The sequence below is a fragment of the Sulfitobacter sp. M05 genome, assembly GCF_029285175.1.
Taxonomy (GTDB): Bacteria; Pseudomonadota; Alphaproteobacteria; order Rhodobacterales; family Rhodobacteraceae; genus Sulfitobacter.
The window spans coordinates 985,394-1,008,438 of sequence record NZ_JABEDH010000001.1 but is presented as its reverse complement, the minus strand read 5'-3'; the positions used below and the strand labels follow the sequence as shown (position 1 = coordinate 1,008,438).

Annotated in this window: 21 protein-coding genes; 6 read left to right on the top strand and 15 right to left on the bottom strand. The window is 57.1% G+C overall.

The features are described 5' to 3' along the window. The 6 genes from HKX44_RS05090 to HKX44_RS05065 all read right to left on the bottom strand — a co-directional run bounded on the left by HKX44_RS05090 (position 1) and on the right by HKX44_RS05065 (position 5,684). A complete protein-coding gene (locus HKX44_RS05090) occupies positions 1–1,338 on the bottom strand; it encodes a branched-chain amino acid ABC transporter permease (protein ID WP_276150204.1) in 1,338 nt (445 codons plus the stop codon). Continuing rightward, complete coding sequence (locus HKX44_RS05085) at positions 1,335–2,345, bottom strand: branched-chain amino acid ABC transporter permease (RefSeq protein WP_276150203.1); 1,011 nt, start codon at positions 2,343–2,345, stop codon at positions 1,335–1,337. Before HKX44_RS05085 ends, HKX44_RS05090 begins: the two co-directional genes overlap by 4 nt. Beyond that, complete coding sequence (locus HKX44_RS05080) at positions 2,345–2,716, bottom strand: hypothetical protein (RefSeq protein WP_276150202.1); 372 nt, start codon at positions 2,714–2,716, stop codon at positions 2,345–2,347. The genes HKX44_RS05085 and HKX44_RS05080 overlap by 1 nt, the downstream gene beginning before the upstream one ends. 1 nt (position 2,717) lies before the next feature. Then, on the bottom strand, positions 2,718–3,536 hold the full coding sequence (locus HKX44_RS05075) for an ABC transporter ATP-binding protein (RefSeq protein WP_276150201.1): 819 nt from the start codon (positions 3,534–3,536) through the stop codon (positions 2,718–2,720). Between the two features lie 48 nt (positions 3,537–3,584). Then, the gene (locus tag HKX44_RS05070; protein ID WP_276150808.1) at positions 3,585–4,367 is read right to left on the bottom strand and encodes an ABC transporter ATP-binding protein; all 783 of its coding nucleotides are present in this window, start codon (positions 4,365–4,367) and stop codon (positions 3,585–3,587) included. 126 nt (positions 4,368–4,493) lie between these two features. Continuing rightward, on the bottom strand, positions 4,494–5,684 hold the full coding sequence (locus HKX44_RS05065) for an ABC transporter substrate-binding protein (RefSeq protein WP_276150200.1): 1,191 nt from the start codon (positions 5,682–5,684) through the stop codon (positions 4,494–4,496). A 252-nt stretch (positions 5,685–5,936) separates the two neighbouring features. Here HKX44_RS05065 and HKX44_RS05060 point away from each other — a divergent pair, with 252 nt between their 5' ends. After that, the gene (locus HKX44_RS05060) at positions 5,937–6,962 is read left to right on the top strand and encodes a PQQ-dependent sugar dehydrogenase (protein ID WP_276150807.1); all 1,026 of its coding nucleotides are present in this window, start codon (positions 5,937–5,939) and stop codon (positions 6,960–6,962) included. Positions 6,963–6,970: 8 nt separating this feature from the next. Here HKX44_RS05060 and HKX44_RS05055 read toward each other — a convergent pair whose 3' ends face one another. Then, positions 6,971–7,774 carry a crotonase/enoyl-CoA hydratase family protein gene (locus HKX44_RS05055; RefSeq protein WP_276150806.1) on the bottom strand — a complete coding sequence of 268 codons (804 nt, stop codon included), beginning with the start codon at positions 7,772–7,774 and terminating at the stop codon, positions 6,971–6,973. A 119-nt stretch (positions 7,775–7,893) separates the two neighbouring features. Beyond that, positions 7,894–8,898, bottom strand: a complete 1,005-nt coding sequence (locus tag HKX44_RS05050) for a GlxA family transcriptional regulator (protein WP_276150199.1) — start codon at positions 8,896–8,898, stop codon at positions 7,894–7,896. Positions 8,899–8,950: 52 nt separating this feature from the next. Between HKX44_RS05050 and HKX44_RS05045 the strand changes: the two genes are divergently transcribed. Together HKX44_RS05045 and HKX44_RS05040 are read left to right on the top strand one after the other, a co-directional pair. After that, on the top strand, positions 8,951–9,148 hold the full coding sequence (locus tag HKX44_RS05045; protein WP_276150198.1) for a hypothetical protein: 198 nt from the start codon (positions 8,951–8,953) through the stop codon (positions 9,146–9,148). Next, a complete protein-coding gene (locus tag HKX44_RS05040) occupies positions 9,093–10,463 on the top strand; it encodes a 3-deoxy-7-phosphoheptulonate synthase class II (RefSeq protein ID WP_276150197.1) in 1,371 nt (456 codons plus the stop codon). The genes HKX44_RS05045 and HKX44_RS05040 overlap by 56 nt, the downstream gene beginning before the upstream one ends. A gap of 201 nt (positions 10,464–10,664) precedes the next feature. Here HKX44_RS05040 and HKX44_RS05035 read toward each other — a convergent pair whose 3' ends face one another. The 3 genes from HKX44_RS05035 to HKX44_RS05025 form a co-directional block, all read right to left on the bottom strand. Then, positions 10,665–11,228 (bottom strand): pseudouridine synthase, encoded by a 564-nt coding sequence (locus HKX44_RS05035; protein WP_276150196.1) that lies wholly within the window; start codon positions 11,226–11,228, stop codon positions 10,665–10,667. After that, positions 11,225–13,693, bottom strand: a complete 2,469-nt coding sequence (locus tag HKX44_RS05030) for a penicillin acylase family protein (RefSeq protein WP_276150195.1) — start codon at positions 13,691–13,693, stop codon at positions 11,225–11,227. Before HKX44_RS05030 ends, HKX44_RS05035 begins: the two co-directional genes overlap by 4 nt. 362 nt (positions 13,694–14,055) lie before the next feature. Continuing rightward, positions 14,056–14,622 (bottom strand): YSC84-related protein, encoded by a 567-nt coding sequence (locus tag HKX44_RS05025; protein WP_276150194.1) that lies wholly within the window; start codon positions 14,620–14,622, stop codon positions 14,056–14,058. A gap of 230 nt (positions 14,623–14,852) precedes the next feature. Between HKX44_RS05025 and HKX44_RS05020 the strand changes: the two genes are divergently transcribed. Then, entirely contained in the window at positions 14,853–15,836 is a 984-nt protein-coding gene (locus tag HKX44_RS05020; RefSeq protein ID WP_276150193.1) for a type VI secretion system-associated protein TagO, read from the top strand. Between the two features lie 25 nt (positions 15,837–15,861). Here the strand turns inward: HKX44_RS05020 and hemB are convergent, their stop codons facing one another. Continuing rightward, on the bottom strand, positions 15,862–16,860 hold the full coding sequence (hemB, locus tag HKX44_RS05015) for a porphobilinogen synthase (RefSeq protein ID WP_276150192.1): 999 nt from the start codon (positions 16,858–16,860) through the stop codon (positions 15,862–15,864). Between the two features lie 120 nt (positions 16,861–16,980). Here hemB and HKX44_RS05010 point away from each other — a divergent pair, with 120 nt between their 5' ends. Both HKX44_RS05010 and mfd read left to right on the top strand, forming a co-directional pair. Next, the gene (locus HKX44_RS05010) at positions 16,981–17,508 is read left to right on the top strand and encodes a component of SufBCD complex (RefSeq protein WP_276150805.1); all 528 of its coding nucleotides are present in this window, start codon (positions 16,981–16,983) and stop codon (positions 17,506–17,508) included. Positions 17,509–17,539: 31 nt separating this feature from the next. After that, positions 17,540–21,010 carry a transcription-repair coupling factor gene (mfd, locus tag HKX44_RS05005; RefSeq protein WP_276150191.1) on the top strand — a complete coding sequence of 1,157 codons (3,471 nt, stop codon included), beginning with the start codon at positions 17,540–17,542 and terminating at the stop codon, positions 21,008–21,010. A gap of 30 nt (positions 21,011–21,040) precedes the next feature. On the opposite strand, the gene HKX44_RS05000 is transcribed toward mfd, so the two are convergent. The 3 genes from HKX44_RS05000 to HKX44_RS04990 all read right to left on the bottom strand — a co-directional run bounded on the left by HKX44_RS05000 (position 21,041) and on the right by HKX44_RS04990 (position 22,971). Continuing rightward, positions 21,041–22,270: a Bcr/CflA family efflux MFS transporter gene (locus HKX44_RS05000; protein WP_276150190.1), complete on the bottom strand. Its 1,230-nt coding sequence runs from the start codon at positions 22,268–22,270 to the stop codon at positions 21,041–21,043. Positions 22,271–22,369: 99 nt separating this feature from the next. Next, positions 22,370–22,780: a glycerol-3-phosphate cytidylyltransferase gene (locus HKX44_RS04995; RefSeq protein WP_276150189.1), complete on the bottom strand. Its 411-nt coding sequence runs from the start codon at positions 22,778–22,780 to the stop codon at positions 22,370–22,372. Beyond that, a complete protein-coding gene (locus tag HKX44_RS04990) occupies positions 22,777–22,971 on the bottom strand; it encodes a hypothetical protein (RefSeq protein ID WP_276150188.1) in 195 nt (64 codons plus the stop codon). The genes HKX44_RS04995 and HKX44_RS04990 overlap by 4 nt, the downstream gene beginning before the upstream one ends. Positions 22,972–23,045 lie beyond the last annotated feature (74 nt).

Below are 23,045 nucleotides of genomic sequence, written 5' to 3'. Positions count from 1 at the left end.
CTATTTCTCGGGGATCAACCCACGTGGGCTGAACCGCAGCACCAACAACAGGACCATGCCCATGGTCAGCAAACGCATATGTGCGGCACTTTCGATTAAATGTTCCTTAAGTGGTGAACCTTCGGCCATGCCTGCCGTGATTGTGTTCATCAGCCACAGCCCCATCGGTTCCACCTGAACCCAAAGGAACCAAATCAGGAACCCACCCAGAACCGCGCCCAGATTGTTGCCCGATCCCCCAACAATCACCATCACCCAGATCAGAAAGGTAAAGCGAAGCGGCTGATAGGTGCCGGGCGTAAGCTGGCTGTCAATTGTGGTCATCATCGCACCGGCAATGCCGCAAACTGCCGAGCCAAGGATGAAAACCTGCAAATGCCGCGCAGTGACGTCTTTGCCCATGGCTTCGGCGGCAACCTCATTGTCGCGGATTGCACGAAGCATCCGACCCCATGGCGAATGCAGAGCGCGTTGCGACATCCACATCAGGATCAGCAACACAGCCGCAAACAACAGGATATACAGAACCTTGACCCAAAGCGTTGATGCTTCAACCGGGGTGAAGCCAAGCGAGGTTGCGCGTTCAACAAAGCTTGGATCATTCTGCAAGGTTACCTCATAGGGCACCGGACGGGGCAGGCCGATCACGTTCTTTACCCCGCGCGTCAGCCAGTCCTCGTTCTTCAGCACTGCTATGATAATCTCTGCGATGCCAAGTGTCGCGATGGCAAGGTAATCAGAGCGCAGCCCCAGCGCGGTCTTGCCAATGAGCCAAGCCGCCGCGGCGGCAAACAGACCACCAAGAGGCCATGCCAGCAGGATGAAAAGATCAGCCCTTTCCCCCACCTTGGAACCATCGGGGTTAATCCCGCCCAGATAACCGTATTGGGCCGGATTGATGTCCTCAATACGTGCGACAGAAGGGTCCAGAATACCGCGAAAGATAAAGAAACCCGCGATCAGTACTGCAATGACAGCAAGGGTGCGCATCCAGCCACCCTGCATCCGGCGCATGATCACAATGGCCAGGATAATCGTGCCTGCCCCCAACAAAAGGGCGGTAATCACGCCAACACCCCCGGCGGCAAACGCCCCCTCGGTGGGCGGCATCCCGATCAGCACCGCAGCCAGACCGCCAAGGGCGACAAACCCCATAATGCCAACGTTGAACAACCCTGCAAAACCCCATTGCAGATTCACACCCAAGGCCATGATGCTGGAAACCAGACCCATTGCGATGATGTACAGGGCCGAGTTCCAGCTTTGTTGAACCCCGACAAACAGGATCAACAGGGCGATCACGCCAAACAGCAGTGAATTTCGAACAGTTTCGGTCATACCGCTTGTCCCTTGAATAGGCCCGTAGGCTTGAACAGCAAAACAATGAGAAGGATCACAAAGCTGACCGCGAATTTATAGTCAGTGGACAGCAGTTGCACGAGGCCGCTTGGCTCAAGGCTTTCGGGCATCAGATAGACCAGAACCTTTTTCCACGCATAGGTGATGGTGACCTCCGAAAAGGCAATCACAAAACCTCCCGCAATCGCCCCCAATGGATTGCCCAGACCGCCGACAATGGCACTGGCGAAAATCGGCAAGAGAAGTTGGAAATAGGTGAATGGTTTGAATGACTTGTCCAGTCCGTATAGAACGCCGGCAATGGTTGCCAGCGTGGCCACGATCATCCAGGTGATCATCACCACACGTTCGGGATTGATGCCGGACAACAGGGCCAGATCCTCATTGTCGGAGTAGGCCCGCATTGATTTGCCGGCCCGCGTCTTGTTCAGGAACCAGAACAGCAGCGCAACGACCACAATTGCGGTGACAATGGTAATGCCTTGGGTCGTCTTGAACGACAGCCCCTCAGCCAGGCCGGTGGCCTTTTTGAACTCTCGTGCCGAGATGATAAAGCGTTCTCCGTCAAAGAAACTCTGATCATCCGCCCCGATAATAAACCGCGTTACCCCGTTGTAAATAAACGTAACCCCAAGGCTGACGATCACCAGAATGACCGGCTGCGCCTTTTTCACCCGATAAAACCGATAGACCGTGCGGTCGGTGAACAACACCAGACCAACGGCAAACAGAATGCCGAAGGGCAGGGCAAGCAGAGCCGTGGGCAGCGGCCCGAGCGAAATGCCCCAGCTTTGGAAAAGCCAGGTCATCAAAACGGTCGCCATTGCCCCCATGGCCATGGTGTCACCATGGGCAAAGTTGGAAAACCGAAGGATGCTGTACACCAGCGTGACGCCCAACGCGCCAAGAGCCAGTTGCGAGCCATAGGCAATGCCGGGGATCAACACATAGTTGGCCAAGGCGATGATTGCGTTTAGAAAGTCCATTATCCCTCGCAGGTTCCGAAATAGGTCAATACGATTTCGCTCATTGGCATCTGCACGTTCCAGACGGCATTCTTATCGGTATCGACACTCAGCAGATGATAGGCACCGGTGCTGCGCGCAATAAAAAAGGTGGCACCGGCAGGGTCATTGTCATCTGAAAACACCCCGTCCACAGTCTCTGCCGGGGTATAGAGTTGAAACGGTGCCGCGTTGCCTTTGCTTTGTTCGACGCTCAGGTCGACATTTGTGTCGGCACAGGGTTCCGCATTGATACACTCTCGGGTCATCGTACAGGCGAACAAGGTTGCGGTTCCGGCCTGCGCGGTGCCGGCCACGAACATTGCAAAGATGATTGAAATCCATTTTGACATATCAGCCTCCCAAGAACGATTTGCGTACTTCGGGATCCGCCAGCAATTCCTTGCCGGTGCCAGTATAAGCATTCGCCCCTTGTACCAGAACATACCCTTTGTCCGCGATTTCAAGCGCCTGACGCGCGTTCTGTTCCACCATCAGGATCGGAATGCCGGTGCGGGCCACTTCGATGATCCGGTCGAACAGTTCGTCCATGACAATCGGCGACACGCCTGCTGTTGGTTCATCCAGCATCAGAACCTTGGGCTGGGTCATCAAAGCGCGGCCCACGGCAACCTGCTGGCGCTGACCGCCGGACAGCTCACCCGCTGCCTGCAAACGTTTCTCTTTAAGGATCGGGAACAGATCATAAACCTGCGCCATGGTATCAGAGAAATCATCGGTGCGGATAAACGCGCCCATCTCAAGGTTCTCTTCCACCGTCATCGAGGTAAAGATATTAGACGTCTGCGGCACAAATCCCATGCCTTTGGACACCCGATCTTGCGGTGACAGGTCGGTGATGTCTTCGCCGTCCAGCCGTACATGGCCCTTGCGCATGTCCAGCATACCAAAGACGGCTTTCATGCCGGTTGATTTGCCCGCACCATTGGGGCCGACAATCACGGCAATCTCGCCTTTGTCGACCGCAATTGTACAGTCATGCAAGATGTCCGGCCCTTTACCATACCCTGCCGTCATACCATCCCCGATCAGGAACGGCCCGCCGGGGGCGGCAAAGCTGGTGCCGCCGCTTTGAGGCATTTCGCTGCCCATGCCCTTGGAATTGCCGATCGACAAATCCTTGTTGCCGCGGTCGCCATACGGATCGCTCATATTATGCGTCTCTTTTCTTGGGGGTCGTCGGGACAAGACCGGGGCGGCTCATGCGCCCACCTGATCTTTATTCTTCAATCCGGTGCCCAGATAGGCCTCGATGACCTGTTCGTTTGCTTTGATCTCGGCCAGTGTGCCCTGCGCCAGAACCCGGCCTTCGGCCATACAGATGACCGGATCACATAGGCGGCCAATAAAATCCATGTCGTGTTCAATGACGACAAAGGTGTAACCGCGTTCCTTGTTCAGACGGATGATCGCATCGCCAATGGTGTTGAGCAGGGTGCGGTTCACACCGGCACCAACCTCATCAAGGAACACGATCTTGGCATCCACCATCATGGTGCGCCCAAGCTCAAGCAGCTTTTTCTGACCGCCCGAAATCTGTCCGGCTTTTTGGTGGGTCAGATGTTCGATCGTCAGAAACTCCAGCACCTCATCGGCCTTGGCCTTTAGTGCGCGTTCCTCATCCGCGATGCGTTTGCGCCCGAACCATGTGTTCCACAGGGTTTCCCCCGATTGCGCGCCCGGCACCATCATCAGGTTCTCGCGGCAGGACATGGAATGGAATTCGTGGGCAATCTGAAAGGTCCGCAACAATCCCTTATGGAACAGGGTATGTGGGGGCAGGCCGGAAATATCCTCGCCGTCCATATATACCTTGCCGCTGGTCGGTTTGAGGACCCCGGCTATCACGTTGAAAAGAGTGGTTTTTCCAGCCCCGTTTGGTCCGATCAATCCGGTGATTGATCCGCGGTCAATTGACAGGCTGGCCCCGTCCACCGCATGAAAACCGCCGAAATGCTTGTGCAGATCGTCGACGACGATCATATGCTCATCCGAGTGCACCATGTATATTTTCCCTGTTTGCGCCACCTTGAGCGCTGATCTTTTCGATCTTTTATGTTCAGATACAGCCCACCCGAAGGCAGGCTGTATCCGGTTGTGCCACATGGCTTACTTCATGCCAATGGTTTCATTCTTGCCGTCTTTGACTTCGATCATACGGTAGGTACCGGCAGATTCACCGGGCCCGATCAGTTCAACCGCAGAGGCACCAACATAGTCGACGTCTTTGCCAGCTTTGATCAGCTCAAGCGCCTTGCCCAGATCACCGGGATAGATCTTTTCGCCGGGCGCGTTTGCCACGTTCAGGATCTCGTCCTTATAGGCCGCCGGATCGGTTGAGTTTGCCGCCTGCATGGCCAGCAGGAACAGCGCTGCTGCGTCATAAGACTCTGGTGTGTATGGGGATGTGGCGTCGAATGCACCGTCGACCATTTTGACCAGATTGTCGATGCCGTCACCCTGTGAACCTGCGATCTGGCCGTAAGAGCCGTTCAGATCAGGACCAATGGTTTTCGGCAGGTTCTCACCGATCATACCACCGGGCAGACCGAACTGTTCCCATGCACCTGCATCCAATGCGGATTTGATGATGCCTGCACCGCCTTGGTCAAGGTAGCCCGCAACAACCAGCAGATCACCACCGGCAGAGGCCAATGCGCCAACTTCGGCGGAATAATCGGCTTTGCCGTCTTCATGGGCCGCAACGATGGTTACTTCGCCGCCAACCGCTTTGAAGGAAGATTCAATCGCATCCGCGAGGCCCTTGCCATAGTCGTTGTTGGTATAGGTCAGGGCAATGGATTTCACGCCGCGTTCTTGCAGGATTTCCGCCATGACTTCGCCTTCGCGCGCGTCAGACGGTGAGGTGCGGAAGAACAAACCGTTGTCTTCCATTGTGGTCAGGCCCGGCGATGTTGCGGAAGGCGAGATCATGACCATGCCGTTTGGAATGGCAACGTTCTGCAATACCGCGCCGGTCACGCCGGAACAGTCCGCACCGACAAGGCCGCTAACACCTTCGGCGATCAGACGTTCGGCCGATGCCACCGCCATGCCGTTGTCGATACAGCCCGAATCCGCGCGCACGGATGTCACCTTGGTACCGTCCAGAAACATGCCGCTGTCGGTGACTTCTTTCATCGCCATTTCCGCGCCTGCGGACATGGGGCCGGTCAGCGATTCAATCGGGCCGGTAAAGCCGAAGATCACCCCGAGTTTCACTTCCTTTGCGTGGCCGTCTGCCATCGCGCCCGTTGCAACCAGAGCCGCAGCCGTTGTGGCCATAAGCATCTTTTTCATGTGTTTCTCCCTTGTTGGAACTTGATGTTCTGGGCAAAGCGTAAGCGGCACCCGTTGAAAAGAAAAGTGGTTTTTCCAATCCGCAAGGGCTGGTGGGGTGGGAACAAGGCTTCGCCATAGCTATTTTTAGAGGCATAAGTCATATTCTCTGAAAACCGGCATTCCAGCAGGAGGATAATTGTGAAATCTGACGGAAAATTGTCAAAAATCCTCGGGGCGCTTGGGATTCTGGTTGTTGCAAGTTTTCCTGCTCTGGCCGGCCCCGACTGGAGGATCGAAGCGGTCGCCAGCGGGTTAAAGACACCCTGGGCGGTGGCACCCTTGCCAGAAGGCGGAGCGCTGATCACTCAACGGGGGGGGCGTTTGGTGTTCAGTCGGGATGGGAAAAACGCGGCGATTGCTGGCGGGCCAAGGGTGGTTGCGCGCGGGCAGGGTGGATTGCTCGACATCACGCCAGCCCGAGATTTCGCCCAAAGCAGGCGGATCTATCTGACCTATGCCAAGCGCCAATCAAATGGCGGCAGTGGCACGGCCCTGGGAACGGCGGTGTTCCCGGAAGGCGCAGGCAAACTACGGGACTTCCGCGAAATCTTTGACATGAAACACGGCAGTTCTGGTGGGCGGCACTTTGGCTCTCGGGTGGTCGAAGCTCTGGATGGTACGCTTTTTGTCACCATCGGGGATCGTGGTGACAGGCCGTCAGCCCAAGATCGAACCCGTCATAACGGATCGGTCGTGCGGGTGGCACGGGATGGCAGTATTCCGCGCGATAACCCTTTTGTTCAGGGCGGTGGGCTGCCGGAAATCTGGTCATTCGGTCACCGGAACCCACAGGGGGCGGCACTTGATTTGCGGGGCAACTTGTGGGTGTCAGAACATGGCGCACGTGGCGGTGATGAAATCAACGCCATTAAACGCGGGGCCAACTTTGGCTGGCCGGTCATTTCATACGGGCGGCATTATTCCGGGCGCCAGATCGGCGAGGGCACAATCAAAGCCGGAATGGAGCAGCCGGCGTTCTTTTGGGACCCGTCCATCGCTCCGTCGGGCTTGCTGATCTATTCAGGCAAGCAGTTTCCGCAGTGGAAAGGTGACTTCTTTGTCGGCTCGCTCAAGTTTGGCTATATCAGCCGATTGTCTGGTGACCCGCTGCGCGAGGTTGAGCGGATTGAGACCCCGCAGACTGGCCGTCTGCGGGATATCGTAGAGGCCCCCGACGGGACCATCTGGTTTATCTCGGTAGAGGACGGCGCGGTTTATCGCCTCTCGCCGTCCTGATCGGCACCTTAGCTTTCGTTCGGGCGCACTCTGGCGGCGCTCTTGTCGGCAAATGCTGCAAGCCGCGCCCGGGCATCGGGTTGGGTGTTGACCACACCGGCCACCACGGCCTCGGCGTAGGCGGCATCCATTGCGGACATATTTTGCATGTGGCTGACTGCCGAACAGATGGCAAAGTTTGACAGGGGCAGGTTTTGGGCTGCCCGCTGGGCCAGCTCCATGGCCGCATCAAAGCTTGAACCCTCTACGATGTATTGCGCCAACCCAAGATCTGCCGCTTCCTGCCCGCCATACACGCGGCCTGTCAGCATCATGTCGATCATCCGCGATTTGCCGACCAGATCGGTCACCCGGATGGTCGCGCCGCCACCGGTGAAAAGGCCACGTTGGCCTTCGGGCAGCGCGAAATAGGCGCTTTGATCCATCACGCGAATATGCGCCGAACTGGCCAGCTCAAGGCCGCCGCCGACCACGGCACCTTGCAGGGCTGCAATGATCGGAACGCCGCCATATTCCATCTTGTTAAAGGCTTCGTGCCAGCGCAGGCAGACATGCATAAAGTCTGCGGGGCTGCGGTCTTCGTCATGGTGTTCGATCAAATCGAGCCCGGCACAGAAGTGATCACCGGAACCGGCCAGAACAACCGCATGAACACCCGCGCGCGGTGCGGCGGAAAAGAAATCGACCAGCTCTTCGATGGTGTCAATGTCCAGCGCATTGCGCTTTGACGGGCGGTTAAGAGTGACCACCCAAACCCCATTTTCATGCTCCTGAACGGCAAGGTTTGTGAATTTAGCGGGGTCGATAGTGATCGGCATACTGCGTTTCCTTTAAAGGGATGAGAACTGAATTTGGACGGGTGCGGGCACGCTGTTCAGCTGCCCCCACAGACCACACACCATCATCGTTGCGCAAACGCAGGTCCGGCAGGCTAGATCGAAAGCCGCGTGGCATGGCTGCCGCGTTCACGGTAAGGTGTGGTTTCATAATGCGCACGGTAGCATTTAGAGAAATGCGAAGGCGAGGCAAAACCGCAGGCCAGTGCAACATTGATCACGCTCATATCGGTCTGCATCAACAGGTTGCGCGCTTTTTGCAGGCGAAGTTCCATGTAATAGCGTTTCGGCGATCGGTTCAGATAACGCCGGAACAGCCGTTCCAACTGGCGCGTAGACATGCCGACATCCTTGGCCAGCAGCGAAGGGCTGATCGGGTCCTCGATGTTATTTTCCATCATCTGAATCACTTGCGACAGCTTGGGATGGCGCACGCCGATACGGGTCGGGACGCTCAGGCGTTGGGTGTCCTGATCGGTTCGGATCGAGGAATAGATCAGCTGATCCGCAACTGCGTTGGCAAGTTCCTCACCCTGATCATCCGCAATCAGCTTCAGCATCAAGTCAATCGAGGAGGTTCCACCAGCAGTCGTCAATCGGTTGCCATCTACCACAAAGACCGATTTTGTCAGGTCGACTTCTTGAAACTCCTCGGCGAAACTGTCCTGATTTTCCCAGTGGATCGTCGCTCGCTTGTTGTCCAGTAACCCGGCTTTTGCCAGTGTATAGGCTGCGGTGCAGAGACCACCGACAACCAACCCTTTGCGGGATTCGCGGCGCAGCCAACCCAGGACTTTCTTGCTGGTGGCCGCCTGAACATCCATGCCGCCGCAGATCATGATTGTATCGTCGCGCAGCAAATCACCCAGATCGTCGTCCAGTTGGAAAACCGACCCCGCCGAACAGGCCATGGTGTCCCCCCCTTCGCCCATGGTCATCCAACTGTAGATGGTTTTGCCCGCCATCCGGTTGGCAATGCGCAGGCTGTCGATTGCTGTCGCAAAACACAGGAGACTGAATTGGTCCAACAGGACAAAGACAAAGCGGCGTGGCTTGTCTGTGTCGACTGGGACACGAGTGGCTGAGCGCGGAGCGGACATCGCGGCGTCCTTTGATAGAAGGTGTAAAACAGAGGTCAGAGCGCAAACAGCAATGAACCTGACAGAAACCCTGCTCACGGACAACGGTCAAGGTCAAGAGGGCGCAAATGGGTTCTGGTCACCGCGTGCTGCGTTTTGTATAGAAAAGGCCTTGATAGCGCTGACCGTCAGCGCTTTGACCGGAGTAAAAGACCATGACCATGTGGAGCAAATCAAGCTGGCGCAACAAACCGCGAATCCAGATGCCTGACTATCCTGATCAAGCGGCGCTTACCGCCGTTGAGGCACAGCTTGCACGATATCCGGTTCTGGTCTTTGGCGGCGAGGCGAACCGTCTCAAGCGGCATCTCGCGGCAGCTGGGCGCGGCGAGGCATTTCTGTTGCAGGGGGGGGATTGCGCAGAGAGCTTTGAGCAGTTCAGTTCGGATGCGATTCGTGACACTTTTAAAGTCATGTTGCAGATGGCGATTGTTTTGACCCATGGCGCCAAGGTGCCGGTCATCAAACTGGGCCGGATGGCCGGGCAGTTTGCAAAACCGCGTTCGGCAAATACTGAAAGCGTCGATGGTGTGGAACTGCCCAGCTACCGCGGCGACATTATCAACGATCTGGATTTCACCGCGGATGCGCGTATCCCTAATCCTGACAAAATGCTGCGCGCCTATACGCAGGCGGCGGCCACGCTGAACCTGCTGCGGGCTTTCTCCACCGGTGGCTATGCGGATGTGCATCAGGTCCACGGCTGGACGCTGGGCTTTACCGATGGGGAAAAGGCCGCGAAATACCGGGAGATTGCCAACCGCATTTCCGACACGCTGGATTTCATGTCTGCGGCCGGCGTTAATTCTGACACGGCACATACGCTGCAATCAGTCGAGTTCTACACCAGCCATGAATCGCTGTTGCTGGAATACGAAGAGGCGCTGTGTCGTCAGGACAGCATGACCGGCAAATGGCTGGCCGGATCGGGGCATATGATCTGGATCGGGGACCGCACCCGCCAGCCAGACGGGGCACATGTGGAGTTCGCCTCGGGTGTGATGAACCCGATCGGATTGAAATGTGGTCCAAGCATGACCAGTGATGACCTCAAATTGCTGATGGCCAAGCTGAACCCGCAGAACGAAGAGGGGCGTTTGACCCTGATCGCGCGTTTCGGCGCGGGGTCTGTTGGGGAACACCTGCCGCGGCTGATCAAAACCGTTCAGGAAGAAGGCGCGAATGTCGTCTGGACTTGTGATGCGATGCACGGCAACACCATCAAATCCTCGTCTGGTTACAAGACGCGGCCCTTTGAATCCGTGCTGCGTGAAGTGCGCGAATTCTTTGGCGTTCATGCCGCGGAGGGCACTGTGCCCGGCGGCGTGCATTTCGAGATGACCGGGCAGGATGTGACCGAATGTACCGGTGGTGTGCGCGCGGTTTCTGACGAAGATTTGTCCCATCGTTATCACACAGCCTGCGATCCGCGCCTGAACGCGAGCCAGTCTCTTGAGCTGGCCTTCCTTGTCGCAGAGGAATTGGGTGCCCGTCGCGAGCAACAGCGCACACAAGCTGCTGGCTGAGGGCCGCTGTTTCTGAATTGAAGGCCGCCGGTGGAAACGCCGGCGGTTTTTTCATGTGTGGTGGTCAGCCTATGGGCACCCGGCCTTAAAGGTGGACCCCCAATACCCTGCAAGGCTTCGCGTTCTCGGGGCATTGGGGGACGCAATCCCCATCATTAAAACCGGACACATAATAGCGCTTGGAGCAAAGCTTGAAACGCTTTAGGCACCCGTCTCTGACGCCCATCGCCACGCACCGGGGCGCAGGTCGTTGAGGGACCAGTCGCCGATTTGAACGCGGATCAGGCGCAGGGTGGGCAGATCCACATGGGCCGTCATCCGGCGCACCTGCCGGTTGCGGCCTTCACGAATGGTGATCCGCAGCCAGGCATCCGGCACAGTTTTTCGAAACCGCACCGGCGGATCGCGTTCCCAAAGCCCCTCGGGGGGATCAATCTGAGTGATTTCGGCAGGGGCAGTCTTGCCGTCTTTCAACACAACGCCCTTGCGCAAGGCATCCAACGCTTTGGCATCCGGTGTGCCCTCGACCTGAACATGATAGGTTTTGGGGCGCTTGTATTTTGGATGGGCGATGCGGGCTTGCAAGGCACCATTGTCGGTCAGCACCATCAGCCCTTCGCTGTCGCGGTCCAGCCGTCCGGCGGGATAGAACCCTGGCTGGTCGATATAGGCCGACAGGGTCGGGCGGTTCGATCCTTGGGTGCCTTTGTCGGTGAACTGTGACAGCACGCCAAAGGGTTTGTTCAGCAGAATAACCCGGTTCATCGGCTGGCCGGGGTCAATGTTGTCACCCCAACAGAGGCCGCGCGGGCAAGGTCGGCATCCAGCGACATCGGGATATACTCACCGCGCCGCCACAGCTGTGCCAGATCGTCGTAATGGCGGGACAGGAAATGGCCAGACTGGCCTGTAGAGCTGACAAAGACCGACGAATCCGGATCGGCAAAGTCATAAACACCACGGTAACCGGCCCCATGCACATTGTGGAACGGGTCGGGGTCTTCGCCTTTGGTGCGTCCGCGTTGCAATGTATTGTCCCCGCCAGAGGTCGATTGCCGGATGTTCACAAAGTAGCGCAGCACCGGCACTGTCCCGAGGACGGGATGGTCATGGGTGGCCTGATGGGCATCGCCCCAGCGCAGGCTTTCCAGCTGCGGCCCCCATGTTTCATTGATCCACAACAACGCATCATCCAGTGCCAGCTGCGCCATTTCGGCACAGTCCTCGACACGGGCAGATTGCACCACATCACACCAGACACCGGCCCCGTTCACATCGCGAAAAGCCCGTTCAATGAACAGCGGTTGCACGTGGTCGAATTCATCGGCCAGAGGGCCCAGTTCATCCTGAATAAGCCGCGTCTGAAGGCTGCGCAGCCAAGCGGCATAGATCAGCGGTTCGGGCAGGTGTTCATTCATTTCGCCCGACCAGCCCGCCAGCAGGATCAATGCGCGTTGGCGTTGACGTTCCGGGCTGCCTTCAGGGGCGGCTTCGCCGGTGAACCACAGTTCGGCCCCGATCAGCGGCAGCAGGGAGCGGGCGGTAAAGCTGACCGTGTCCAGCTGCGCCTCGATAAAGCTGTCGCGGGTATGTACCTGGCGGGTTTGCATCAACCGCCGCCAGCGCTGGACCCTTTGAGTATCCCCCCAGAGGAATGATACGTGGTTGGGAAACGGGCGGTCCACGGTTTTATTGTTGGTATTGCCCAGAATGCCCCCCGCAGGGGCCACGAACTCGGGGTTGGCGGCATAGGGCATGATGCCCTGCCAACGGTTCGCCGCAATCCAACCGGGCGAGGGCATCCGGCCTTGGCTTTGGTGGCCCGCGTCGCGGCGCGGCATCGCGCCAATCATCTTCATCGCGATGTTTTCGCGATCCACCAAGGTCAGGTTTTGGGCTGGCGCGATGTAATTTTGCGTGGCTTTGATCCCTTCCTCAACCGATTTCGCCTCCATCAGTGCCATCGCGGCGCTAAGCGATGTGTCGCGTGGGCTCAGTACCGTCCAGTTCAGCGAGGCAACATGCCCCGCTGGGGTGACGCTGGACAGGTTGTAGTGTGATCCCGGCAGTACCGGCCCGTTGTCGGTCCAACGTAGGGTCAAGGTGACGGGATCAGCGTCCTTGACGGTGATAATTGACGCCCGTTTGACAAATTCCTTGAACCCGTCGGGGGTGCGGTATTGTTCGGTGTTATCAGGGTTTATTTGTTCGATGTGAACATCCTGATCGTCCAGATAGGCCGAGGTAAGCCCCCAGCCTAATGCACCGCTGCGTCCGGTTAGCACAACGGGCATGCCGGGGATGGTGCCGCCGATGACGCCACCTGATTGCAGCTCAAGCCGTGCCAGATACCAGATTGCGGGGGCGGTGAACCCCAGATGCGGATCATTGGCCAGTAATGTCCCGCCTGACGCGGACCGCGACGGCGCTGCTGCCCAAGCGTTTGAAGCACCGGCAAAGGCCAGATCCTTGAACGGCGACAGTGGATGCCGGTTCAGCGGGCGGTTTGCCGCATGACGCGGAGCATCAGGGAGAAGAGCGGCATATTCGGGTAGGGCAGCCACGCCCGAGCCCGGAAAATCGGGCAGGATATCGCGCACGCGGTCTTCGTCCGGCAGGGCCAGCGAAGTGCGGGCGCGGATCACTTCGGCCTGAAGGTGGCCGGACAGCTGCACCCCCATCAGTTTGGTGATGGCGATGGAATCAGCGGGGCGCCATGGGGCCATCGGAGCGTTGAACAGCAACATTTCCGGAGCCCCGCGCCCCAGTGCTTCGGAGTTGATCTGGTTCAGGCGGGCATTGACGCCGGCGGCGTAAGCCTCAAGCGCGCTGCGGGTTTTTGCATCAAGCGCAGCAGCGGATTGAACGGCCAGCGGGTAGAGATCCAGACGGCGCATCAGCTTGTCGATGTCCAGCGTAGATGCCCCGAAGACCTCGCTTAGGCGGCCTTGGGCGGTGCGGCGCAAAACAGTCATCTGCCACATGCGATCCTGTGCATGGGCAAAGCCGAGACCAAAGAAGACATCGGCGTCGGAAGTTCCAAAGATATGCGGTACATTGGCATTGTCGCGCACGATTTCGACCGGTGCCGTCAATCCACGTACGGCGACTTCATCGGTGTAATCGGGCAGGGAACGTGACGCGAGCCAATAGATCAAACTGACAGTGACCATGCTTAACACAACTAGTGTAGCGGCAATTCGGATAAGCCAGCGAAAGATCAGGGCCATGAAACGCTCCGGTTGGGCTCTGCGATTTTAGGCGCAGGCGGTTGGCATCGTCTGTCGATACCGCAACTTGGAGCCATGTAAAAGTACATCAGCCCGAGCGAATGGCCGCCCGGATGATTTTGCAAGGTTAGTCGGGGGCTGTGTTTAACATGGGACGGCGGGCGGGGCACCTGTGGACAGTATTTAAGGCCAAAAAGAGAGGAGAAGAGGCGCGCGCCACAAGATCGGTATAGCGTTTCGAGTAAAACTTGGAACCCTTGTTCGCCACCAGTCCCCTTGGTTGAACGCAAAAAGGGGGCGAGATTTCTCAAGTTAAGCCTGAAACGCTCCAGCGCGCGCCGTTGGTGTATTAGGCCCTGACCCTAGGGGATGATACGGGTGTATTTTGTGCCTTCCAGTGTCGCACCAACCCGAAGGCCGGCGCGGCCAAAGACAGCGGCCAGTACCGGTGCCAGCGCAGTTGTGGTTGCAGCCTCGACAGAGTCACCACGATCCGAAATCACATATTCAACATCCGCACCAGCCGCCCAACCGGGCGAGCGGCGAAAGCCCAAAAGCGCATTCTCAGTCATGAAAAACAGGACATGTGCATATTGCTGGGCACCGATTTGCAAACCGCCCGAAGCTTTGGCGACGGAATAATAGTCAACTGTGGTGTCATTGATCAGCAGGGCCCCGCGCCCGTAGGCTCCGCCCAGACCAAGACCGGCTTCGGTGACCAGAGGCATCACCAACATGCCATTGGATTTTTGGGCGAGTTGCACTGTGTTGGGGTAGCTGCGGTACATTTCGTTCAATGTGGCATAAACCCGCGCGTCGATGGTTTGCGAGCCATAGCCCCCCACGCCGTTGCCACATGCGGCCAGTGCCCCGCCGGCGGCCAAAGCGCCAAAGGTAAAGGCGCGCCGCGAATAAATCGGATTGCTCATCTTGTCTGCCTGTAATTGTTGCCTGATGCCAGTTTTTTTCCCGGCTTGTCGGGGACTATAGGCGGTTTTTTGCAGCTTGTCATGCGGGAAGGAGGTTTGGGCGAAAAGGCGCTGTGTTTTGTGGCGGGGGTATTTTCTGTGACGCTTGGGGGCAGAATTGGTGAATAAAACACCACCATAAGGTGGTGGTTTGTTGACGAGAGCAACTTAGGCGTTAGGGTGCAGATAAAATGGATATTATCACTATGCTGTTTCGTTTCTTATCCTCTCTGAGCGCCGTCGTCCTGTTGGCAGGTGCCACTTCGGCACAAGAGCATGAAAAAGAAACCATTGGGTTTGAGTTAGATGCACGATTAGATGAGGTATATGGGCGTTTAGGCGTCAGACAAATTTACCAACTCAACCCAGAGGAAGAAACCGATTTAGGAGCCTGGTATTTTTGTCTGCACAAAAACGTTTTACATTTTCCAGGTTACCTTGAGGCTGAAGATGTAAACGATAGCGAATACAGTTCGCGGACCTATGCGAAGATGACAAATGCGGGGCTTGAGGTCTTTTTGAAGGGCGATATAGCCAAGAGTGTGAAACAGGTGAAGTTCCAGATTTCCAGGCGTTTGAGCTGTGCCGAGCAAGCAAGCTCAAACGGCTTGAAACTTGAACAAATGCATCTGTTGCCGGTCGTCTCAATTGCGGGGCATCGGTCGTCCAAGGAACTTCTAAGCGCTTTGAGCAATCCGCTAACTGAGATCGCTGAAGCCAATAGTGAAGGTAATTCGGGTGGCGGGGCATGGATTGTCACAGAAGAAACCGACGAAATTACAGATCAACCCAATGTTACAGCCATGCTGGATTCGTCGAGGGAGTTTCGGGATGGGTTTGGCAATGCGTCCACGCCGGCGCTTATTTTGCGATGCCGGCGGGATACAACATCAGCGTATTTCTATTTGGGAAACTTTGAAATCAACGATACGATGACTGCGGCGTATCGCCTTGACGGAGAGCCGGCGCTGACCAGATCCTTCGAAACGTCATCAAACAACAAAGCCGCGGGTTTATGGAACGGACGCAACGCTATTCCGTTTTTGAACCAGATAAGGGAGGCACAAAAGATGCTCGTGCGGATGCAGGGCCGATCCGATATCTATGAAATGGAGTATGATTTGACCGGCATCGCAGGGGTTCTTGAGAAGGTCTCCAAGGCTTGTAACTGGTAACGCCGCGGCTAGGGCCATATGTCCATCACCCGTTCAGCAACCGTGCCGCTGCTGGGGCGAAATAGGTCAGGACACCGTCGCAGCCGGCGCGTTTAAAGGCGATCAGGCTTTCCATCATTACCCGCTCTTCGTCGATCCAACCGTGTTGGGCGGCCGCCTTCACCATGCTGTATTCACCGGAGACCTGATAAGCAAAAGTGGGCGCGCCAAAGCTGTCTTTCACCCGGCGGCAGATGTCCAGATAGGGCAGGCCGGGTTTGACCATAACCATATCCGCGCCTTCAGCCAGATCACGGGCCACCAGCCGCAGGGCCTCGTCGGAATTGGCCGGATCCATCTGATAGGTTTTCTTGTCGCCGGTCAGCGCGCCCGATGCTCCCACGGCATCGCGGAACGGGCCGTAAAATGCCGACGCATATTTTGCCGCATAGCTGAGGATGGTCACATCGCTGTGACCTTTGGTTTCTAGCGCGGCGCGGATGGCGGCTATGCGGCCATCCATCATATCGGACGGGCCAATAATATCGGCCCCTGAGTCAGCCTGAGACAGCGCCATTTTGACCAGCGCCTCGACCGTGCGGTCGTTCACGATAATTCCGTCTTCGACAAATCCGTCATGGCCATTGATGTTGTAGGTGTCCAGCGCCACATCGCTCATCACCGCCATGTCGGGAAACTTCGATTTGATGGCGGCAATGGCGCGGTTGGCGTGGTTTGCGGGGTCCCATGCACCGGCACAGTCTTCGGTGCGTTCTTCCAGACCTGTGTAAGGAAAGATGCACATCGCGCGGATGCCCAGGGCATGGGCTTCGGCGGCGGCCTCGACCACTTTGTCAACGGAACGGCGCATAACGCCGGGCATTGAGGGGACGGGCTCTTCTATCCCTTCGCCAGCACGCACAAAGACCGGCCAAATCAGATCACACACTTCCAGCGCATTCTCGCGCACCAGCCCCCGCAAAGCTGGGGTGGCGCGTGTGCGGCGCAGGCGGGTGGCAGGGAACTGGGCTTGGACGGGTGTCATGCAAAAATACCTCACAAATGTGTTGCGCAGTCTTTCCATGAAAAATCTGCGCACTCAAGGGTAGGAATTGGCGGCGAGCTTGGGTATCACCTTTTGACTTTCACCTGCTGGGGCATGACGTTGGACTGGTACCAAACGCTTTTCGAAATCATCGACATGCGCTCGTTCTCGAACCTGTGGTTCTGGATCGTTCTGGCCGTTGTCTGGTCGACGGCAGGGCATTGGGTGATCGGTGTGCCTTATGACATGGTGTTGCGGGCGCGTCGGTACGGCGAAGACGCGCAGGTCGACCTTGAGGATATGGTGCGGATCAATGTGAACCGGTTGTTGTATATCGGGCGGGTGTCGGGGCTTTGGCTGGCGGGGTTTTCCTGTTTTTTTCTGACCATGCTGGTGATGCTGGGCTTTGTCTATGACAACGAATTTGCGCAGGCCGTGTTTCTGCTGGCGCTGCCGCTGTCGATTGTCGGAATGCTGAGCCTGTCGACCGCGCGTATCATCGAGGCTGAGAATTCTTCCGGTGAAGTGCTTTTCAAGCGGATGAACCGGCACCGGCTTTACACCCAGATCATCGGCATGGTGTCGATTTTCGTGACCGCTCTTTGGGGGATGTACCAGAATATGAGTTTGGGACCTTTGGGCGGTTGACAGCGCAGGCCCGAAAGCCAATTGAGACGTCATGACCAATCCGAGTAAAATCACCCTTTCTGGCGTGCCCGAGGGTTTTGACGCCCGCGCGATTATTGATGAACTGGGGCGCAGCGGCAGCCTTGTGCATGTTGCGCGTGACGACAAACGCATGGCCGCAGTGCAGGCAGCTTTGGCGTTTTTTGCACCTGACTTACCAGTGATCACTTTCCCCGGATGGGACTGCCTGCCCTATGACCGTGTGTCGCCGAATGCAGATATATCTGCGCAACGGATGGCGACGCTGGCAGGGTTGGTTCACGGGATGCCGGACCGGTTTGTGCTATTGACCACACTGAACGCGGCAACGCAGCGGGTGCCGGCGCGCTCGGTTCTGCGGGATGCGGCGTTTTCGGCGCAGGTCGGGGCGCGGATTGACGAGAAAGCTCTGCGCGATTTTCTGGTCCGAATGGGGTTTGTGCAAAGCCCGACGGTGATGGAACCGGGCGATTACGCGGTGCGCGGGGGGATCATCGATATTTTCCCGCCCGGTGATTTAGGCCCTGTACGGCTGGATCTGTTTGGCGACGTGTTGGACGGGGCGCGCCGGTTTGACCCGGCGACCCAGCGCACCACGGAAAAACTTGATCTGGTCGAACTGGCTCCGGTGTCCGAGGTTATTCTGGACGAAGCGGCAATTACCCGGTTCCGGCAAAACTACCGGATCGAATTTGGCGCGGCGGGCACCGATGATCCGCTATACGAAGCGATCAGCGCCGGGCGCAAACATCAAGGGGCCGAGCATTGGCTGGCGTTTTTCCATGCCGATATGGAGACCCTGTTTGACTATTTGCCGGGCGCGTCTGTCACCTTGGATGATCAGTTGACCGCCAGCCGTCTGGCCCGTTGGGACAGCATTGCGGATCAATATGAGACTCGCAAGATTGCCATGGCGAACCGGTCCAAGATGGACAGCGTTTATAAACCCGCGCCCCCCGAAGGCATGTATCTGACGGACGAGGCATGGTTGTTGGCAACTGCGGACCACCGCGTGATCCAGATGAACCCCTTGCCACAGCCCACCGGCCCAAATGTGCTGGACGCGGGGGCGCGGATCGGACGTGATTTTGCCCCGGAACGCCAGCAGGAAAGCATCAGTCTTTTTGGCGCACTGGCAGGGCATATCAAGGCAAAGCTTCAGGACGGCCCTGTGCTGATTGCCAGTTACTCTGAGGGCGCGCGCGAGCGCCTGACCGGGTTGATTGAGGATGAGGGACTCGCCGAAGCGATCCCGATCCCGTCGGCGAACAGGTTGGGCAAGCGCGGCTTGCATCTGGCGGTATGGGCGTTGGAACACGGGTTCGAGGCCCCTTGGCAAAACGGCAAGCTGACCGTCATTTCCGAGCAGGATGTGCTGGGTGACCGCTTGATCCGCGCCCCCAAACGCAAGAAACGCGCGGCGAACTTTCTGACGGAAACCCAAAGCCTGACGCCGGGTGATCTGGTGGTGCATGTTGATCACGGCATCGGTCGTTACCTGGGCATGGAGGTGATCACTGCGGCAGGGGCGGCACATGAATGCCTGCTGCTGGAATATGCCGAAAATTCAAAGCTGTACCTGCCGGTCGAAAATATCGAACTGTTAAGTAAGTACGGCCATGAAGAAGGTCTGCTGGACAAGCTGGGGGGCGGGGCTTGGCAGTCGAAAAAGGCCAAGCTGAAAGAGCGCATTCGCGAGATGGCGGACAAACTGATCCGCATCGCCGCCGAACGCGCGCTGCGCCGGGCGCCGGTTTTGGACCCGCCACCAGGCATGTGGGATGCGTTTTCGGCCCGTTTTCCCTATCAAGAAACCGATGACCAGCTGCGCGCGATTTCTGATGTGATCGACGATCTGACCAGTGGTAACCCGATGGATCGGCTGATCTGTGGTGACGTTGGTTTCGGCAAGACCGAAGTGGCCATGCGGGCGGCGTTTGTGGCGGCTATGTCCGGTGTGCAGGTGGCGGTCATTGCGCCGACAACCCTGCTGGCACGGCAACACTACAAGAGCTTTACAGAACGGTTTCGCGGCTTTCCGATTGAAGTGCGCCAGCTGAGCCGTTTTGTGCCCGCCAAGGAGGCCGCGGCAACCAAAGAGGGCATGGCCAAGGGGACGGTTGATATTGTTATCGGCACCCATGCGCTGTTGGCGAAAGGCATCAAGTTTCTGAACCTTGGCCTATTGGTGATCGACGAAGAACAGCATTTTGGTGTGCAGCACAAGGAACGGCTGAAGTCCTTGCGCACCGACATTCACGTGTTGACCCTGACTGCGACGCCGATCCCGCGCACCTTGCAACTGTCGCTGACCGGTGTGCGGGATCTGAGCATCATCGGGACACCGCCGGTCGACCGTCTGGCGATCCGCACCTATGTCAGTGAATTCGATGCGGTGACCCTGCGCGAGGCCCTGTTGCGGGAACATTATCGCGGCGGACAGTCCTTCTATGTGGTGCCGCGCATCAGTGACCTGCCCGAGATCGAAGCATTCCTGAAAGATCAGCTGCCAGAGCTGAGCTATGTTGTGGCGCATGGTCAGATGGCAGCAGGAGAGCTAGATGACCGGATGAACGCCTTTTATGATGGCAAGTTCGACATCCTGCTGGCAACAACAATTGTGGAGTCCGGTCTGGATATTCCGACGGCCAATACCATGATTGTTCACCGCGCCGATATGTTCGGTCTTGCGCAGCTTTATCAGATCAGGGGCCGCGTGGGCCGCTCTAAAACCCGCGCCTATGCCTATCTGACAACCAAGCCGCGCGCCAAGCTGACGCCGCTGGCGGAAAAGCGGCTGCGGGTGCTGGGTTCGCTCGACACGCTGGGGGCCGGTTTCACGCTGGCGTCACAGGACATGGACATTCGCGGCGCGGGTAACCTGCTGGGCGAAGAGCAATCCGGCCAGATGCGCGACGTCGGCTTTGAGATGTATCAGTCCATGCTGGAAGAAGCGATTTCCAAGATCAGATCTGGCCAGATGGAAGGGCTGTCGGAAACGGATGAGCAATGGGCACCACAGATCAATCTGGGTGTGCCGGTGTTGATCCCCGAAACCTTTGTACCGGATCTGGATGTGCGGTTGGGTCTTTATCGCCGCCTGTCAGGCCTTAGCACCAAGGTCGAGCTGGAAGGGTTTGCGGCGGAATTGATTGACCGTTTTGGCAAACTGCCAAAGGAGGTTAACACCCTGATGCTGGTGGTGAGGATCAAGGCAATGTGCAAACGCGCGGGCATTGCCAAGCTGGACGGCGGGCCAAAAGGGGCGACGATCCAGTTCCATAACGACAAATTCGCCTCTCCCGAAGGTTTGGTGTCGTTCATTCAGGACCAGCGTGGGCTGGCCAAGGTACGTGAAAACAAGATCGTGGTGAAGCGCGACTGGAAGTCAGATGCGGACAAGATCAAGGGGGCCTTTGCCATTGCCCGTGATCTTGCCGAACATGTGATTGCCAAGCAAAAGGCAGCCAAAGCAAAGAAGTAACCGGCAACGAAGCCGGTTACGCCGGATTGATTACGGTTGATTGGCCGCGCGGGTTTCAATGCGTCCCAAGCGCAACATCAGGATATATCCAATCATCGCCATGATCAGCACGGCAACGACCAATGGTTTGATGGTACCATCGAACAACAAACCGATGGGTGAGGCCATCAGGGCAGCCAATACCGTCGAAATTGCGGCAATTGCCGATGCGGCGATACCGGCGATATGACCGACAGGTTCCATGGCGATGGCATTGAGATTGCCAAGAGTTAGACCGGCTTGAAAGAACAGGCATGTCTGAAAGGCGACAAATGCAGCAAACCCATAATTCCCGGGCAGGGAACCAAGATCAAATCCCAACATGATGCTGGAAAAAACGATCTGGAAAGCCAGCGTCACGGTGACCAGTCTGCGCATACCGTATCGCACCACCATGATGGCGTTCAACAAGCTGGCTGTGCCGGCAAACAGGGCCACGGCCCCGAACCAATAGGGAAAAGACGCAGCACGGTCATAGACTTCAAAATAGATCGGCTGAACCAGGGTCAACATTGAGAACAACATGCCCATGGCCAAAGATTGGACAAGGATGGAAGTACGGACGGACGGATGTGAAAAGAGTTCCTTCAGTGCCGAAAATATCAGGGAGAACCGTAAAGGACGGCGGTTTGTGACCGGAAGGGTTTCGGGCATCCGTGCACTCATCCAGGCCACTGACAGCGCAGAAAACGTGATAAAGGCGACGAATATGCCGCGCCAGCCAAAACCGGCGATGATAAATGAACCGAGCAAGGGGGCCATCGCTGGGACCAGCGTAAAGACCAACATAACGATTGACACGATTTTGGCCATTTCCCGGCCCGAAAACAGATCACGTACGATGGCAACAGAAACGATACGCGGCCCCGCCGCGCCAAAGCCTTGGAATATCCGGGCCACCAACATCACCTCAACGGATGAGCTGGCCCATGCCACTGCGGCCGACAGGATGTAAATTGTTGCACCGGCATAGATGATCGGTTTGCGGCCAAAACTATCCGACAGAGGGCCGGCGATAAATGTTCCGATGCCCATGCCAAAGACAAAGGATGTCAGGATAAGTGAGACGCGGTTGGGCTGATCCGGCGAGAGTTCTGCACCGATGCTGGGCAGAGCGGGCAGCATAGCATCAATTGAGAATGCAATGGTTGCAAACATCATCGCAATCAACGCGACGAATTCAGTCCGACTTAAGGCGAACGGTTGGGTAGAAGATGGCAATGTTCTGGCTCCGCTGTGTCTGTCACAGCAAAGAGTGACGCGACTTGGCGTCAGAACTACCCTATGGTTGAACCGTCTACAATGGCTACCTGCTACAAATCAGCGCGAAACCCTGATTTTTCTCTGAAATTCAGGCTCATGGCCATATTTTCTCGCAGGATGGGGCGGCAGGTAAATTACCTGTGCCACGTCCTGCAAATCATCAAATAGCCCGTTTTTAGCGGTGTCAGACACCAGAACTGACACATTATAGTTCACTATGTCGGTGCGTTTTTGGCTCAAACTGGTTTGGGGAATCACCCGCGAGACAAAACGGCAGCTTTCCAAAACGGCGCGGCGGGTTTCAAAGTTCTGGGTGCAGGGCATGCCGTTTTGAGCGGCCAAAGCATCCGAGGTACAGCCAATGATCAGTTCGTGCCCCATTGCGCTGACAGAGCGCAGGAAACGCACGTGGTGCTGGCTCAACCCGTCAAACCGGCCATAACTCAGGATCACACGGGACCGGTTCATGCCTGGGCCTCGCGGGCGGGTGTGACATAGGCACCGCCCACCTCATTGCGCCATATCGCTTTGATGCCGCCAGCGGTTGCCTGCGCGGCGAGTTGCGCCACACAGTGCAGGGGCCCGGCGCGCCAGTCACAAGAGATTTTCGATACACGAATAAATGCCACCGGAAACGGTGTTGGTGTTTGATCTGCCATTTTTCAATTCTGCTCAGCCGTCGGGGTCTTTTGCCCCTTTTGCCAAAATCGTAAGTCAGTGCAGGGCGCTTGGC